The sequence below is a fragment of the Chitinophaga sp. genome, assembly GCF_036569185.1.
In the GTDB taxonomy this organism is placed as follows: domain Bacteria; phylum Bacteroidota; class Bacteroidia; order Chitinophagales; family Chitinophagaceae; genus Chitinophaga.
Genome location: NZ_DATCRD010000334.1, coordinates 1 through 16,249, shown reverse-complemented (window position 1 = coordinate 16,249; position 16,249 = coordinate 1). Strand labels below are relative to the sequence as shown.

Annotated in this window: 12 protein-coding genes; 8 read left to right on the top strand and 4 right to left on the bottom strand. The window is 45.7% G+C overall.

What is annotated here, in order from left to right:
- Positions 1–98 precede the first annotated feature (98 nt).
- Positions 99–1,739, bottom strand: coding sequence for an adenine deaminase (gene ade, locus VIM72_RS25520; protein ID WP_332005651.1), 1,641 nt, complete (start codon positions 1,737–1,739; stop codon positions 99–101).
- Positions 1,740–1,848: 109 nt separating this feature from the next.
- Between ade and VIM72_RS25515 the strand changes: the two genes are divergently transcribed.
- Positions 1,849–2,571: a hypothetical protein gene (locus tag VIM72_RS25515; RefSeq protein ID WP_332005650.1), complete on the top strand. Its 723-nt coding sequence runs from the start codon at positions 1,849–1,851 to the stop codon at positions 2,569–2,571.
- A 46-nt stretch (positions 2,572–2,617) separates the two neighbouring features.
- Here VIM72_RS25515 and VIM72_RS25510 read toward each other — a convergent pair whose 3' ends face one another.
- Positions 2,618–3,622 (bottom strand): WYL domain-containing protein, encoded by a 1,005-nt coding sequence (locus VIM72_RS25510; RefSeq protein ID WP_332005649.1) that lies wholly within the window; start codon positions 3,620–3,622, stop codon positions 2,618–2,620.
- A 139-nt stretch (positions 3,623–3,761) separates the two neighbouring features.
- On the opposite strand from VIM72_RS25510, the gene VIM72_RS25505 reads away from it, so the two are divergent.
- From VIM72_RS25505 to VIM72_RS25475, 7 genes are all read left to right on the top strand, one after another.
- Positions 3,762–4,391: a hypothetical protein gene (locus tag VIM72_RS25505; protein WP_332005648.1), complete on the top strand. Its 630-nt coding sequence runs from the start codon at positions 3,762–3,764 to the stop codon at positions 4,389–4,391.
- Positions 4,392–4,759: 368 nt separating this feature from the next.
- Positions 4,760–5,395, top strand: a complete 636-nt coding sequence (locus VIM72_RS25500; RefSeq protein ID WP_332005647.1) for a peroxiredoxin — start codon at positions 4,760–4,762, stop codon at positions 5,393–5,395.
- Positions 5,396–5,738: 343 nt separating this feature from the next.
- A complete protein-coding gene (locus VIM72_RS25495; protein WP_332005646.1) occupies positions 5,739–6,341 on the top strand; it encodes an RNA polymerase sigma-70 factor in 603 nt (200 codons plus the stop codon).
- A 217-nt stretch (positions 6,342–6,558) separates the two neighbouring features.
- Positions 6,559–7,566 carry a FecR family protein gene (locus VIM72_RS25490; protein WP_332005645.1) on the top strand — a complete coding sequence of 336 codons (1,008 nt, stop codon included), beginning with the start codon at positions 6,559–6,561 and terminating at the stop codon, positions 7,564–7,566.
- Positions 7,567–7,822: 256 nt separating this feature from the next.
- Entirely contained in the window at positions 7,823–11,128 is a 3,306-nt protein-coding gene (locus VIM72_RS25485; RefSeq protein WP_332005644.1) for a TonB-dependent receptor, read from the top strand.
- A gap of 20 nt (positions 11,129–11,148) precedes the next feature.
- On the top strand, positions 11,149–12,693 hold the full coding sequence (locus VIM72_RS25480) for a RagB/SusD family nutrient uptake outer membrane protein (protein WP_332005643.1): 1,545 nt from the start codon (positions 11,149–11,151) through the stop codon (positions 12,691–12,693).
- Positions 12,694–12,714: 21 nt separating this feature from the next.
- Complete coding sequence (locus VIM72_RS25475) at positions 12,715–14,463, top strand: metallophosphoesterase (protein ID WP_332005642.1); 1,749 nt, start codon at positions 12,715–12,717, stop codon at positions 14,461–14,463.
- A gap of 56 nt (positions 14,464–14,519) precedes the next feature.
- Here VIM72_RS25475 and VIM72_RS25470 read toward each other — a convergent pair whose 3' ends face one another.
- Together VIM72_RS25470 and VIM72_RS25465 are read right to left on the bottom strand one after the other, a co-directional pair.
- Positions 14,520–15,263 carry an RluA family pseudouridine synthase gene (locus tag VIM72_RS25470; protein ID WP_332005641.1) on the bottom strand — a complete coding sequence of 248 codons (744 nt, stop codon included), beginning with the start codon at positions 15,261–15,263 and terminating at the stop codon, positions 14,520–14,522.
- 15 nt (positions 15,264–15,278) lie between these two features.
- The coding region (locus tag VIM72_RS25465; RefSeq protein WP_332005640.1) for a pseudouridine synthase at positions 15,279–16,249 on the bottom strand (971 nt) is incomplete at its 5' end.

Here is a 16,249-nt window from a genome sequence, read left to right as displayed (position 1 = left end):
ACCGGCAGGTTTAGCAGGGATTGCTGCTACGAAAGTTGTTTATCTTACGGAAACCGGGTGGCGTAATACCAACAGCTACTCTTGGGTCGATCTCTTACTTAGTAAGGGGCTGTAAACTGGAAACTGTCGCCATCAAACAATCCCAGGTCGCTCAATTTTAAATGCGGGATTACCAGTAACGCCATAAAGGATAATGTCATGAAGGGAGATGCGAGTGTGGATCCCAGCTCTTTTGCTGCTTTGTCCAGCGCGCTGTATTGAGCGGCCACCGTATAGCCGTCGAGGTTACTCATCAGTCCTGCTACCGGCAGTGGTAACCCCTGCGTTATTCCGTTACCCACGGCGCTGATGCCGCCCTGTTCTGTAATCACGGTATTGATGGCTGCTGCAATGTTTTCATCGGTGGTTCCTACCGCAATGATGTTGTGACTATCGTGTGCCACGGAAGATGCAATGGCGCCATGTTTCAGGCCGAAGCCATGAATGAATGCTATGGCCGGCGGTGCTTTCCGGTAGCGGTTTATTACTACCAGTTTCAGGATATCCTGTTGCGTATCGCTGGCTATCCGGCCGTTGTTCACGGGCAATACGGCGGAGAGGGCATTCGTGATCAGCTGCCCGTCCATTGCGCCGATCACTTTCACCTTTATCTCCTTTACATTACTATCGTTAATGGCTATACGAATATCATCAGCAGTTACCGGGTCTGCTATAAAATTATTTACGGGAGATGAGGGAATGGAAGGTATCAGCGTTTGACCGTTTTCCGCCACTTTCACACCGTTAATATAAGTGGCCAGTATGTTAAAGTTTTGCAGATCATCTGTTACAATAAAATCTGCCGGATCATTTACACGGAGTAAACCATTGTCCAGTTTATAATGCAGCACCGGGTTAATGCAGGCCGCCTTTAATACTTTGAACAGGTCTACACCATAGGCCAGCGCCCGTTTCACAAGAAGGTTAATATGGCCTTCCACCAGGTTGTCGGGGTGCTTGTCGTCGCTGCAAAACATAATGCGGTCGGCATGATCATGCAGCAGTGGATACAAGGCCTCGAAGTTTTTTGCAGCGCTTCCTTCACGGATGAGGATATGCATGCCATACTGGAGTTTATCCAGGGCTTCTTCTATGGTAAAGCATTCATGGTCTGTACTGATGCCGGCGGCAATATAAGCGGCGACTGTTTCACCACGAAGCCCCGGAGCATGGCCATCTACAGGCTTGCCGGCTTTTTGTGCAGCAGCTATTTTGGCGAGTACTTCCGGGTCTTTATGCAGTACGCCCGGGAAGTTCATCATTTCTGTAAGATACCTGATATCGTCTCTTTGCAGTAACGCTTCAATATCGGCCACGGTTACAGTTGCACCGGCAGTTTCAAATGTGGTGGCGGGCACGCAGGAAGGCGCGCCGAAATTAAACCGGAACGGCACTTTTTTGCCATTTTCAAGCATATATTCCACGCCTTTCACACCCATTACATTGGCTATTTCGTGGGGATCGCTTACAGTGGCAATGGTGCCGTGCACAACAGCCAGCCGGGCGAATTCTGAAGGAATGAGCATAGCGCTTTCCACATGTACGTGCGCATCCGTGAAGCCTGGGAGCAGGTAGGTGCTGTATTGGTTATTGTTGCGTTCGATGTTGCTGATGCGGCCATTTTTTATATGAAGCGTAGCCGGGTATATTTCCTGTTGCAGTATGTCTACCAGGTTGCCTGAGAGCTGGAATGTATTCATTTTGCAAAGCTAAGGAATAGGTTGTATTTTCAATGCTGGCGTATTTTTTGAAAAGAGATGCCGGAGTTGCTTTGAGGCATCTTTATTGTTCAACGGAAAACATTTTTTTATGGTGAAAGGAACCAGGTTTTACACACTGTTAACCGCTTTGCTGATGGCTGGCTATTGCGCCGGCGCCCAATCTGCTGATGAACTGATTGCTAAGAATATCGAGGCGATGGGAGGTAATGAGAAATTGAAAGGCATCAAATCGCAGTATGCAGAGGGAAATATGGAAGTGCAGGGGCAAACGATTCCTATTAAGCGTTGGGTGAAGCAGGATGAGGCCATGCGGCTGGAGTTTGCGGTAAATGGTACCAGCAATGTACAGGTGGTGACCCGTAATGCCGGCTGGAGCCTGATGCCGGTGATGCAGCAAACAACGCCGCAGGACATGAACCCGGAGATGGTGAAGCTGATGAAAACCCAGCTGGATCTCAGGGGAGAGCTGTACGACTATAAAAACAAAGGCAAAAAGATAGAAGTGCTGGGTAAAGATACTGTGAACGGATCTCCGGCTTATAAGCTGAAGGTTACTTCTGCTGATGGCGTATCAGGGATTGCTTACCTGGATGCCAAAACCTACCTGTTGGTAAAGGCCACTAATCATGTGAATGTACAGGGACAGGAGACGGACATCGTAACGTTATTGTCTGATTACAAAAAAACACCGGAAGGACTTGCTTATCCTGGAATTACGGAGCAGGAGCCGGGTGGGGTAAAAATAAACATTGTGAAGATTGAAACAAACCAGCCGGTGGCAGATAGTTTGTTTGCTAAACCCAATCCTTAACGGGAGTTCCGCTATCGGGCTATGTACAGCCCGATAGCGGGTTGGTTTATTTATACTGCGCTGCCATGGCTTTGGCTTCCTCAGCCATTTTCTTAGCCAGGTGCGCGGGTTTCAGCACTTTTACCTGGGAGCCATAACTCAGCAGGGTCATGGTAAGTTCCGGGTTAATAACCACGTGAAGGGATACACGGCATTCATCATTGTTATCTTCCACTATTTCCTGGGAGGAGTGGATGGGCTGTGATTTTATATACTTACCCTGCCGCGGGGTGAAGCTCAGTAATACATGTTCAGGATCTCCATCGTGCACAGTGATGCCTACTGCGTGCTGGAAGTAGCTGGCTTCATCAAAATTTTTCTCATCGAAATGTTTATTGGTGGGCCATAGTTTCACTACCCGGTCCAGTGCAAAGGTGACTACTGCGCCGCCGCGTGTTTTCTGGCTTTTACCGATCAGGTAAAAGCGGTGCTGGTATTCACGGAGATGGTAGGGTTCCACCCAGTGCTCTTTAGGCTCATCGCGGTCGAAGCTCTGATAGGCAATGCGGATCACTTCCAGGTTTTTAATAGCGTCCACTATTTCCGGGATATGTTCTGCGCCCTTATATTGAGAGGCCCTTGTAAACTTAATGAGCCCTTTATGCTGAAGGGCTTCCCGGTTCATTTTCAGGCTGGCCGCAATTTTCAGGATAGCGTCTTCAAATTGCTGTACCACCGGCAGGCTCCGGAATTGTTCCAGTATACCAATGGCAATTTCCAGCCCCTGCAGATCCGCTTCTTCTATAGGGGAATTACTGATGGAGAAACTATCGTCTGAGTAGCGGTAAGTACCGCTGCTGCGCTCATATACGATAGGCGCCATATAATTCAGTTCAGGGTCCTGGCGCATATCCTGGATATCTTTCTGGATGGTGCGGGTAGAAATTGCAGTGCCCATTTTATCCGATACATATTCAATCAGGTTATCCAGGGTAGGTTTGGGTTTCTGCTTGCTGCGCAGCCGCTCGTCGATCCAGCGGTAGCGCGACACCGCGTCTTTATTCTTTGGCAAAAGATAAAATTTAGATAATAAAAATAAACAATTCCCGCTTTTGCAACGAGGATTAAAAAAATTATCATCAAAAGATCACTACGCAAATCCCTTGCGTGCGGGGCCGGTAGATTTGTAGTGTTATTAAAACCTCATGGTTATGAATAAGGTAAATACAACTACAGCAATTACGCAGGTACAGGCCATTTCAATTGGGCAAATCATCATGGATGACTCCAACTATCTGACGCTCTGGGGCCAGGCGCTACTGGATGAGGTGTGGTATCCCTGCGATTTTGTAACTACTTATGAAGTAATGAACACCATGCTGCGCTTCAGCCAGGATAAGCATGATGCCGTACAAATGACGATTGTGAAGAAACTGGAGGATATGCGCCGTACGCCGGATATCATAGATCTGGAGGCTGAACTCGGGGCAGCAGTGGTATTTGATCGTCTCATATTTCATATGAGAAGGCCCTGCCTGCAGCAGGATGACAACTGGGAAGCATATGCGGACGAGGAGTGCTACTATATTGAGCGCGTGATCCAGATGCCGGTGCCCGTACAGCCTACATTGCCGCCTGCAGCACAGTATAACTCCAACAACATCAACGAAAAAATGGAGCACTGTATACAAATGCTTCATGATGCCTATAACCTGTATCTCGGATTTATTGAATTAGAGCTGGGAGAAGATGCTGCCCGGGCAATGGCCGCACTGGAAAACGATAACAAGTTCAGTATGGCTTATTATGCCTGGCAATTACATACTTCTGCAGCCAAATAGAGACTGACCATATTTTTATCTATTGATAAACCCTGTATCCATTACGTTAGCCCTGAAACGCATAATGATGAGAAAAAATCCATTTATGTTAACCCCGGCATCCATGTATGTTAATTTCCGGACATCTGTTGATGTTAACCCCGGGTCCGTTTATGTTAACCGCCTTGCCTTGCATCCATGTACGTTAACCCCTGATACCCATGGGCATCCGCCCGGGTCCCGTTTGAATTAACCCCCTATTTCCATTGTTTGTTAACTCCCAAATTCTTCCCCGCCGGAAAAAAAAGCGCAAATTTGTGAAAAAATTCCCTTAAAGTCTATAAATTTTGTAGGAAAATGCTATTTTTGGTCAATTAAATCGTAAAGCTATGAGTTTAAGACTGGGAGATGCTGCTCCTAATTTCAAGGCCAATACCACAATAGGGGAAATAGATTTTTACGATTACCTCGGCGAAGGTTGGGGGATCCTGTTTTCTCATCCGGCAGACTTTACACCGGTATGTACCACCGAATTGGGCAGAACTGCCCAGTTAAAGGACGAGTTCGCAAAACGTAATACCAAAGTGCTGGCTGTAAGCGTGGATCCGCTGGATAAACACCTGAGCTGGATAAATGATATTAACGAAACACAACAGTGTGACGTAACTTTTCCTATTATTGCAGACGAAAACAAAACAGTGGCAAACCTGTATGATATGATTCATCCAAATGCCTCTGAAACATTTACTGTCAGATCCTTGTTTATTATCGGACCAGACAAGAAAATAAAGCTCATTATCACTTACCCGGCCTCTACCGGAAGAAACTTCGTAGAAGTGCTCCGCGTATTGGACTCTCTGCAGCTGACCGCTAAATACAGCGTGGCCACCCCGGCAGACTGGAAAGATGGTGAAGATGTAATTGTTACGGCAGCGGTGCCAACAGCAGATATTCCTGCACGTTTTCCGAAAGGGCATAAAATTATCAAGCCTTACCTGAGAACAACACCACAGCCAAATAAATAATATTTAAAGGGCCGCAAGGCTTCTCTATAAAGACTTTTTAATGGTTGGTTTTTGATTTTTACGAAACGGGGATTTCTCCCCGTTTTTTTTATGCCCCGAAAAGCCAGCAACACTGATTATCACCAACCTGGTTATTCCCTGAAAAAATGTGCATCTATCTATATGTACAGCCTTCTACCTGGTTATTTTCTACCCATACACTAAAACCAGGTTTTATATTTAACACCTCGGCTTCCATATTATGAACAGGTAACAGTTTATTAATGCACAGTTAACATTCCGCGTAGCAGAAAAATAAAAGCGGGACTCTAGTTTTGCTGAAAAATACATTCAATCCATTTTTATGGAATATAGTTCACTATCAGATAAGCAGCTACTGGAAGAATGTACCAAAGATGATCTCAAAGCATTTAATAACTTATTTGACCGTTACTTTGGAAGGCTGTATAATTATGCGCTTGGCTATGTGAAGGATGAATATTTTGCAGAAGAGGCCATCATGGACCTGATGATGTGGATATGGGATAAAAGACATACACTGCAGATAGAAGGCGATTTTAAACCATATATCTTCAGAGCGGCCAAAAACGCCACTATTAAGGCCATCCGCAAAAAAGCAATTGCCATAACACCTATTGAATTTATTGAAAACGATCTTTCTTTTGTAGCTTCCCCTGCCGATCATCAACTATATACCAGGGAGCTGGAGGAGAAATATCTTTTCCATCTCGATTCCCTGAGCCCCCAGCGAAGAATCGTATTTCAAATGAGCAGGGAAGGAAACAGAACCCATGCAGAAATAGCCAGCGACCTCAAGATCTCTGTTAATACAGTGAAGAACCATATTAAATTCTCCCTGAATCATTTCAGACAACAGCTCAATAACCATAGTGATACTGTATTGCCGGTTATTATGGTAATGATGCTGTCTTTTTCCCGCCTGTAATCTTATCACGAAAAGGCAAATTGAATGCACGCCCCTTTAAAACCGGAACAAGTCAATGTTTCCGTAATAAGAATGCACACGGCGTTTACACCCATCACCGGCAGGCTAATGTTACCAGAAAGTTATGTCTTTGTATTTCTCCCATAACGAATAGCCCTTCCTGTTTTTTTTTGTCCCTATATAATTAAGGGAACTTTTTGTGCTCTGTTAAAATAGCATGTCAAGACAAATAAACCGGGAATTAATAGAAAAGTTTTTAGCGGGCGAATGTTCGGCCGAAGAGGAAAGGCTTGTAAACTTATTTCTGAAAGATCCCGCATCAGAAAAATTGCTGGATGAAATCCTGTCGGCAAATACAGCTAAAGACTGGGCAGTGTTTGAGCACGATCCCTTTGTTCATCCCCGGCAGCAGGATCTGAAAAGATCCTTGTATGAAAGGATAGGAATGCTAACTACTAAACGCAGAGGGATATTCAGGCGCTTATTATCTATGCGCAATGCAGCCATCTGGATTGGGCTCATCCTTGCCGCTATGGGTATTTATATCATCAGCTATTTAAGTAGTAAAAAAGAAGACCAGGTAGCACTTGTAGAAACCCGTAACCCGAACGGGCACCGGTCAAAAATAATTCTTTCCGATAGCAGTATAGTATACCTGGGAGCTGGCAGCAGCCTGAGGTATCCGGAAAACTTTTCAAAAGATACCAGGGATATCTATTTATACGGCGAAGCCTTTTTTGAAGTAACACAGGAGAAACATAAGCCATTTACGGTTCATACCGGCCACGTGCAAACAAAAGTATTGGGTACTTCTTTTAAAATAGAAGCATTTGAAAACAAACCTTTACTGGTGGAAGTAGCTACTGGGAAAGTAAGGGTAGACCAGGTAGACAGCACCTTTTCCAGGGCGCTGGCGGTGCTGACCCCGGGCCGGAAAATACTGTTCGATCACAACGAAGTTAAAATGGAAACAGTAGCCCCGGAAGAAGTGCTGGATCTGAAGGAAGCCAGGTTAACATTCAGCAACGCACCGCTCAATGATATTGCCGAAGTATTACAGCGGTGGTATAATGTGAAGATCATATTCAGGCAACACATAAAATCAACGGAAAGAATGACACTGACAGTGGATGCCAGTGGGTCAATAGATAAAATATTAAATGTACTCGCGGCCGCAGGACATTTTAATTATGAAAAGAAAAACGGGGAGATCGTTATTCGCTGAACCTAAAAGATAAAAGCAAACAATATGTATTAAGAAAAAAGCTGTCCATCCTGGATAAGGATGCCGCATTTGATGTTGTCAGAACCGTAGGCCCGTCAAAGGCAAAAAGGATATAGGATTAAAGTAACAATAATTCCGGCTGACCCCGGGCCAACTATTAATACGAGAATTAATGCAAAAAGGATTACATCCCACAATTAAGTTTATGATGAGATGTTCATGTATACTTTTAGTCGCACAACTTACCTTTATCGGGATGCTTTTCGCCGGAAATGCCCGGGGCCAGCATCTGGACAAAGTAATTGCTGTTAAGCTGGATCATGCCAGCGTCAAGGAAAGCCTGCTGACCATCCAGGCAAAGAGCGGTATCAGGTTTGTATTGCCGGAAAAATTAATGACAGGGCTCAAACAACAGATCAGTATCGATTCCGATAAATCAACAGTAAAGGATCTGATCGAAAAAGTACTGGCAACCACAAATCTTGAATATAAAATAGTGGAAGGCTATGTGGTGATCGACACAAAACCTGTTCCACAGGAACCTGGTAAATTATCAGGACGGGTGGTGGATGAGAAAGGCAATGCTTTACCCGGCGCCACACTGCGGGTGCTGGAAAGCGGACAGGTGGCCCAGAGCGATGCAAACGGTAATTACACCTTAAAACTTCAGCCAGGCAGTTATACTGTTGAAGTATCTTATATTTCTTTCCGATCTCAGAGATCAGCGAACACTGTTATAAAGGAAGGGAAAACCACAACGCTCGATTTCTCTATGCAACTGGCGGATAACAAACTGACAGAAGTAGTAGTGAGTTATGGAAAACAGAAAAGCCGTGAGATCACTGGTTCCATTGCAACCGTAGACGCATCGGGTATGCAGGATATGCCGGTAACACAGTTTGCCCAGCAGTTACAGGGAAAAGTAGCCGGCGTGCAGGTATCCCAAACCAGCGGCCAGCCCGGGCGGGGGATGGGCTTCATTATTCGTGGCGCCGCCTCTTTCTATTCCAGCAATCAGCCGCTTTTTGTAATTGATGGCAACCCGGTTACAGGAAGCATCAATAATATTAACCCTGCAGAAATTGAAAGCTATAGTTTTCTGAAAGATGCTTCTGCTACCGCATTGTATGGATCAAGAGCGGCAAACGGCGTAGTGCTCATTACCACCAAACATGCAAAACCAGGAGATGCAAAAATTGAATTCTCCAGCTACTACGGCCTGCAAAAGATCCCTACAGGCAAGCTGCCGAGGATGATGAACGCAAGGGAGTTTGCCACGTTTATGAAAGAACGCGCGGAAGATGGAGTGAAATATGAACCGGGCTATTCGGTTTCTGCCGACTACCACGCAGCTTATGACAACCCTGAGCAATATGGTGAGGGCACCAACTGGTTTAAACTCTTAACCAGAACCGCTCCTATTCAAAGCTATGATCTCACGGTGCAATCAGCCCGCGAGCATTCCTCCTCTACGGTGATCGCCGGGTACCAGGAGCAACAGGGCGTACTGATCAACACCGGAACCAAGTTATACTCCATGCGCTTTAACCAGGACTTTACTTCTGCAAACAATAAGCTCAAAGTAGGTTTTAACCTGGCGCCCAGCTACAGGCTGGATCATAATAACAGGCTGAATAGTGATGGAGTAGGAGGTTATTTTGAAAGATTCTTCGAAGCCAGTCCGCTGGTAAGTCCTTACAACGCGGATGGAACCTATACCCGCAACGTTGCTTCTCCCGGTATGGTGGCTTATATCAATCCACTGGCTACTTATGAATTAACGAACGACGATTATAAAACAACCCGTATACTGGGTAATATTTACCTGAACTACGAATTTTTACCAGGGTTAAGCGTTAAAGCAAACCTGGCGGCAGACAAGGGCGCAGAAACCCGTAAATATTTCCAGTCCGGCCTGGTTACAGGTACACAGGGGCAAACCACAGGCACCAGCTCTGCTGTTGATAACGGCTCATGGACAGCCGAAGGAAACCTGGTATATAACAAAACCTTCCTGAAAGACCACAACATAGAGGCGTTAGTAGGTTACTCTGCACAGGAATATAGCACTTATAATAACACGCTCACCGGTCTCGGTTTTACCAGCGATGATATTGAATACCTGAGCGCTGCCACCAGCGTTACAGGCAGCAGTGGCGCAGGATCTTATTCGTTGTTGTCCACCATAGGAAGACTGAATTATAATTATAAAGGAAGATATCTTTTGTCGGCCGCACTCAGGCGCGACGGCTCTTCAAAATTCGGGATGAATACGCAGTGGGGTAGCTTCCCGTCGGTGTCTGCAGGCTGGATTGTTAGCGATGAATCATTTATGAAGCATGTAAAGCCTGTTAGCTTCCTGAAACTCCGTGCCAGTTACGGGATTACAGGCAATAACTTTTTTGCCGGTAATTATGATCCGCAGGCCACTATAGGAACTTATTACTACAACTTTAATAATACGGTTACCCAGGGACAAACCATTAACCGCCTGCCTAATAAGGACCTGAGATGGGAGCGCAACAAGCAGCTCGACATTGGCCTGGAACTTGGCCTGTTCGATAACCGTCTTAATTTCACGTACGACTACTACCATAAACTAACCGACGGGCTTATTCAGCAACGTGCCATTCCTACTTCATCCGGCTTTAGCCAGATCATTTACAATGTGGGCGAGCTTAAAATGTGGGGGCACGAATTTTCTGTAAGCTCAAAGAACCTCACCGGCGCGTTGCAGTGGAATACCAACCTGGCACTGTCTTTCGACCGGAACCTGATCACCAACCTGGTAGACCCGGGATATATCAGGAGAAACGGCACAGTGAGCTCGGACTATTACCGCCAGCAGGTAGGACATCATCTTGGTGAGTTTTATGGTTTTGTTTTTGAAGGATTATATAAAGATGCCGCCGACCTGGCCAACTCTCCCAAGTATTTAAGCACTACCGCCAAACCGAATGGCAACTCCGATATAGGAACCATCAAGGTAAAAGATATCAATGGCGATGGGGTAATTGATGATGTAAACGACCGCACTTTTATTGGTGATCCTACGCCAACATTTACCGGCGGTATTGTCAACAACTTCAAGTACAAAAATTTTGACCTGACTATCGACATGACTTTTTCTGTTGGCGGCAAAATACTGAATGCAGCTAAATGGGCTTATCAGACTAATATGGATGGATCAAGAGTGCCATTGGCAGCAGCCGCCGATCGTTGGCGCTCAGAAGAGAATCCCGGTTCGGGTATTTATCCACGTACCAAATCCGGTACCACCGCAATGGGAAGACAGGTAAACAGTCAATGGATAGAAGATGGATCTTACCTGACTGCGAAGAATATTACATTGGGATATACCGTACCGCTAAGAAACGCGATGATAAAGAACCTGCGGGTTTTTGCCTCTGTGCAGCAAGCTTTTGTGCTTACAGGCTATTCAGGTATGAACCCGGAGATAAATGTGGGTGGATCTGATCCTACACTGGGTGTTGGGGTAGACGAAAACGCATATCCTATACCAAGAACCTTTTCTCTTGGATTTACCACCACATTCAAATAATCATTTAACGCTGACGAAATATGAAAAAGATATATTTAGCGATCGCGCTTTTATGTGCAGCAACCAGCTCCTGTACGAAGGATTTTATTGAACGGTCGCCGGAAGATGCGTATACTGATGGCGTATTCTATAAAACGGAGCAACAGTTCAGAGCGGCTGTGGTAGCCGCTTATGCACCGCTCAGGGATGTACTGGTGAATGATTATTTCACTTCCGAAATGCACTCGGATAATACTATTTACCAGGCTATACCAGGTAACAGGGGTACTTCTATTGTAGAGCGTGAAAACATTTCAGACTTTACGAATACCTCTACCAATGCTTATGTTGCTGCAACCTGGCAGCATAGTTATACCGGTATTTCCCGGTGTAATATTGTAATCGAAAGACTGAAAAGCAGCGATCTCAAAGATGATGTGAAGGCCAGCCTGGATGGACAAGCTAAATTTTTAAGAGCGCTGAACTATTTTAAACTGGTGCGTTTATACGGAGGCGTTCCACTCTTTATAAAGGAAGTAACCACTGCAGAAGATGCCTTTAAAGCCCGGGCTACGGAAGAGGAAGTATATGCGCAGATCATCGCTGATGCACAGGATGCTATCGCTGAACTGGCGCCTCCTGCAAAGTTCCCGCAAACAGGAGAGGCCACAAAAGGCGCAGCTACCATATTGCTGGCAGAAGTGTATGCCTTACAGAAGAAGTGGGCAGAGGCAGAGAAATTGTTGAATACCATGCTCACCATGGGATATGATCTCAATGCCAACTATGCGGATGCATTTATGCCATCAAATAAAAATGGTAAGGAATCGGTTTTCGAAATCCAGTTCCTGGGAGGCACCCTCACAGGCGCTACACCTAATCCGCTTCCTTTTAATTTCTTGCCAAGAAGTAAGGATACCAAACTGTTAACAGGTATTTCAATCGACAATACCAGTACAGGTGGATGGAATACGCCCAGTGATGATCTGATCAGCGATTTTGAGGCCGGCGACAAGCGCCTGGATGCTTCTATCGGCATTGCAGAAGGTACTTACGACGCCAGCCGGTATTTTAATTATTCGGCGGTCAAAAACATTATCGGTTATGTTCCAGCCCCCGGGAAGATCGGTGTTCCCTACATTAAGAAATACCTGCATGCCCCGCTGGAAGCGCCTACCGGCTCCGGCGATGATTTTCCTGTATACCGTTTTTCAGATGCCTTGCTCCTGCTTGCGGAAGCTTTAAATGAACAGGGCAAATCTTCAGATGCACTCACTCCTTTGAACAGGGTAAGAAGAAGAGCCGGGCTGGCCGATTACACTAACACAGATCCTGCCCAGCTGAGAGAAAAAATTTTTCATGAGCGGAGAGTTGAACTGGCATTTGAAAACCATCGATGGACGGATCTGCTCAGAAGCGGTAAGGCGTTAACGGTGATCAATGCTTTTGGAGTGAAGATCAGGGAGCAGCTTCCTTATCTTTCTTCAGATGCCTATGCAATTGATAAGCATCAGCTGTTGTTCCCAATACCACAAAATGAGGTAGGGTTAAATCCAAAGATCATCCAGAACCCCGGTTATTTTTAGCAGTTTCTAAACAAGTATGTCATGATGAAATTACACAGGGCGGTTTTAAAAAGAGGATTTGGAATATTATTACTGCTGGCTGGAAGTGGCCACAGCATTGCCGGTGAGCAGAGGCCAAAAGAAGAAGATGAGTTTTCAATTGTTGTTCTTCCCGATACCCAGTATTACACTTCGGAGAAGAACGGCGGAAAGAAGGAAATGTTTACTGCACAAACAGAATGGATAGTAAAGAATGCGGTAAAGGAGAACATTAAATATGTGATTCACCTGGGAGATATATCAGACGATGGTGAGAAGTTCCCACAGCAGTGGGAAAATGCCGCCGCATCTATGTATGTACTGGAAAAGCCACAACCAGGATATCCGCAGGGCATTCCATATGGTTTGGCGGTAGGGAATCACGATCAGACTAAAAGCCAGTATCCCATAAGTGGTAAAACGGATCAGTACAACAAGTATTTTGGTATTGAGCATTTTAAAGATAAGAAATGGTATGGCGGTCATTATGGCAACAATAACGATAGCCATTATGATCTGTTTGAAGCCGGTGGAATTAGATTCATCAGTATCTTTTTAGAATATGATTCCTATGGAGAAGATATCGAGGGAATGAATAAATGGGCCAGCCAGGTATTGGAGAAATACAGCGATAGGAAAGCAATACTCGTTAGTCATTCTATCATTCATTTCAATAAAAAAGCAGGTACTAATGAGAAGGGCTTTCCGAAATTTTCCAAACAGGCCCAGCGTGTGTTCGATCGATTGAAAAGCTATCCTAACGTGATGTTAACCTTATCAGGACATGTGGGAGACAACGGAGAAGGATACCGGCAGGATGGTTATGCAGGGAACATTATCAGGTCGTTTTTATCTGATTACCAGAGCCGGCCAGATGGCGGTCATGGATTAATGCGCCTGATGAAATTTTCCAGGTCAAAAGACCTGATCAGTGTCCGTACTTTTTCACCTTACACCGGTGAAGAAGAGAAAGATGCCGACAGCGAATTTACGCTTCCCTGGCTGCATCATACAACGGTAGCCCGTTACCATGATTATAACAATGATCAGCAAACTGATATCGCTTTCTTTATTGCAGGTGTATGGAAGATAGCTGGACAACAGGAGATAGCATTTGGTAAGGAGGGAGATATTCCCGCACCGGCAGATTATAACGGCGATGGCAAAACGGAGCTGGCGGTGTTCCGGCCTTCTGAGGGAAAGTTTTATTTCCGGGATGGAGAAGCCATTGCACTCGGACAACAAGGTGATATCCCGGTATGCGGCGATTATGATGGCGATGGTTTTGCAGATGTTGCGGTGTACCGCCCGTCTAACTTCACCTGGTACTTTAATGGCATGGACAGTATCCGGTTTGGGCATAAAAATGGAATCCCCGTTCCGGCGGATTATGATGGGGATGGCCTGCTGGATGTAGGAATATTCCGTACCGACAATTCCTTATGGCAAACAACCCTGGGCAATATCCCGCTGCAGGTAAAACATGTGCCTGGCGATATTCCCGTTCCCGGTGATTATGACGGCGATGGCAGGGCTGAAATGGCGGTGTTTCGTCCTTCTACCGGGGAGTGGATCATTGACAGGTTTAAAGCGCCTGTGAAGCTTGGAAAAGCAGGAGATATCCCGATTCCCGGAAATTATTTTAAAGATGGGAAAACTTATCCTGCCGTTTACAGGGATGGTAAGATCTATCTTGAAAACGGGAGCACTATAAAAGCAGATGAGGGAAAAGCAACTGAATTAGTGAAATAGTCCTGATAGTAACAGGGAAAAAATACGGCCGGGTAATTTACCCGGCCGTATCAATTTTATTCTTCATTAGCTGGCTGCTTGCCGCGGTGTTTTCGCAGCTGTGTCAGCAATGCGCTCATATCTTTTGGTAAAGGCGCTTCAATCGTATATTCCTTACCGTTAGGATCCTTGAAAATCAGCATAGACGCATGCAGGGCCAACCGGCTTAATAATGGCCGTTCTTCCTCCGTATGTTTGCCTAATTTGAATTTCTTTTTTATGGAAGATAAGCGCACAGGCTGTGGGCTTCCATAAAATTCATCCACTGCGATGGGATGCCCAAGGAACTTCATATGCACCCTGATCTGGTGGGTACGGCCGGTGTGGATCTGCATCCTCACCAGGCTGTAAAGCCCAAATTCCTCCAGCACCTCGTAATCCGTAGAAGAAGGTTTTCCTTTACGGTTAGTCACCATTTTTCCTTTTTGTACAGGATGCTCCATAATACCTTCGCTTACATTGCCTTGTTTAGGCATGGGCTGGCCGCTTACGAGGCCCAGGTAAAACTTTTTTACATCCCTGCTTTCAAAAAGCTGAGAGAAATATTTATGCGCTGCTTCGTTACGGGCAAACAGTATGATACCGCTGGTGTCGCGGTCGAGCCGGTGTACGGTATATATTTCCCCGTAGGCCTTTTTCATGATAGCTATCAGGGAAGTAAGCTCGTTATCATGGCGGTCGGGTAATGTAAGCATTCCTGAAGGCTTGTTGACCACAACAAAATCAGGCGTTTCCAGTATAATATGTTCTGTTAATCGCATTCCGTAATTCGGCGGTTATTTTTTAAAGTGTTTCAGCAGGATTACTTCTTTCTCATTGAGGAAGCGCCACTGGCCACGGTTCAGCGTTTTCTTGGTAAGTCCCGCGTACATTACGCGGTCCAGCTTTTCCACCGTATATTCCAGGTGCTCAAAGATGCGGCGCACAATACGGTTTTTACCGCTGTGAATTTCGATGCCTACCTGCTTTTTGTCTTTCGGATCCACATAGCCCAATGCATCTACCAGCGCTACGCCATCTTCCAGGGTTACGCCGGCAATGATCTTATCAAAATCAGCTTTGGTAAGCGGCTTATCCAGTTCTACCTGGTAAATCTTTTTGATATTGTGTTTGGGATGCGCCAGGCGTTGTGCCAGTTCACCATCGTTGGTGAGGAGCAGTAATCCGGAAGTATTACGGTCGAGGCGTCCTACAGGATACACCCTTTCATTTTCCGCTGCGTCCTGGATCAGGTCCATTACAGTTTTGCGTCCTTCAGGGTCATCGGTGGTGGTGATGTAGCCTTTGGGTTTATTCAGGAGGATGTATACCAGGTTTTTGGTAGGAGTGATTTTTTTATCCTGCATGGTTACCACATCGGCGGTGGTTACTTTGGTAGCTGGTTCAAGCACCACTTTCCCGTTTACGGTTACCTTACCTTCCTTGATCAGGTCTACCGCTTTTCTGCGGGAGCAAAGACCGCAATGCGCCACAAATTTATTCAGCGGCATCTCTCCGGGCCCGAATATACTTTCTTTAGGTTCGTTCGTATGTTCGTTATCGTTAGTGCTTCTTACTTTTACACCTTTTTTCCTGTCCTGTTTATCTGCAAAGCGCTCGTTTGTTTTATCAAAGAATTTTTTGCGGTTAAAGCCGCTGGGGGTTTCTTTACCGCCTTTTTTCTTTTCTCCGTGGAAATGGAAGGCGCTGTCGTCGCTTTTCCTGGCGGTTCCTGCGCTGTAGGTGCGTTTACGCGGAGGTCTTTCAC

Excerpts from the sequence above, each read along its gene's own strand:
- ade (WP_332005651.1), bottom strand. The coding sequence starts at position 1,739 with ATGAATACATTCCAGCTCTCAGGCAACCTGGTAGACATACTGCAACAG.
- VIM72_RS25515 (WP_332005650.1), top strand. The coding sequence starts at position 1,849 with ATGGTGAAAGGAACCAGGTTTTACACACTGTTAACCGCTTTGCTGATG.
- VIM72_RS25505 (WP_332005648.1), top strand. The coding sequence starts at position 3,762 with ATGAATAAGGTAAATACAACTACAGCAATTACGCAGGTACAGGCCATT.
- VIM72_RS25500 (WP_332005647.1), top strand. The coding sequence starts at position 4,760 with ATGAGTTTAAGACTGGGAGATGCTGCTCCTAATTTCAAGGCCAATACC.
- VIM72_RS25495 (WP_332005646.1), top strand. The coding sequence starts at position 5,739 with ATGGAATATAGTTCACTATCAGATAAGCAGCTACTGGAAGAATGTACC.
- VIM72_RS25490 (WP_332005645.1), top strand. The coding sequence starts at position 6,559 with ATGTCAAGACAAATAAACCGGGAATTAATAGAAAAGTTTTTAGCGGGC.
- VIM72_RS25485 (WP_332005644.1), top strand. The coding sequence starts at position 7,823 with ATGCTTTTCGCCGGAAATGCCCGGGGCCAGCATCTGGACAAAGTAATT.
- VIM72_RS25480 (WP_332005643.1), top strand. The coding sequence starts at position 11,149 with ATGAAAAAGATATATTTAGCGATCGCGCTTTTATGTGCAGCAACCAGC.
- VIM72_RS25475 (WP_332005642.1), top strand. The coding sequence starts at position 12,715 with ATGATGAAATTACACAGGGCGGTTTTAAAAAGAGGATTTGGAATATTA.
- VIM72_RS25470 (WP_332005641.1), bottom strand. The coding sequence starts at position 15,263 with ATGCGATTAACAGAACATATTATACTGGAAACGCCTGATTTTGTTGTG.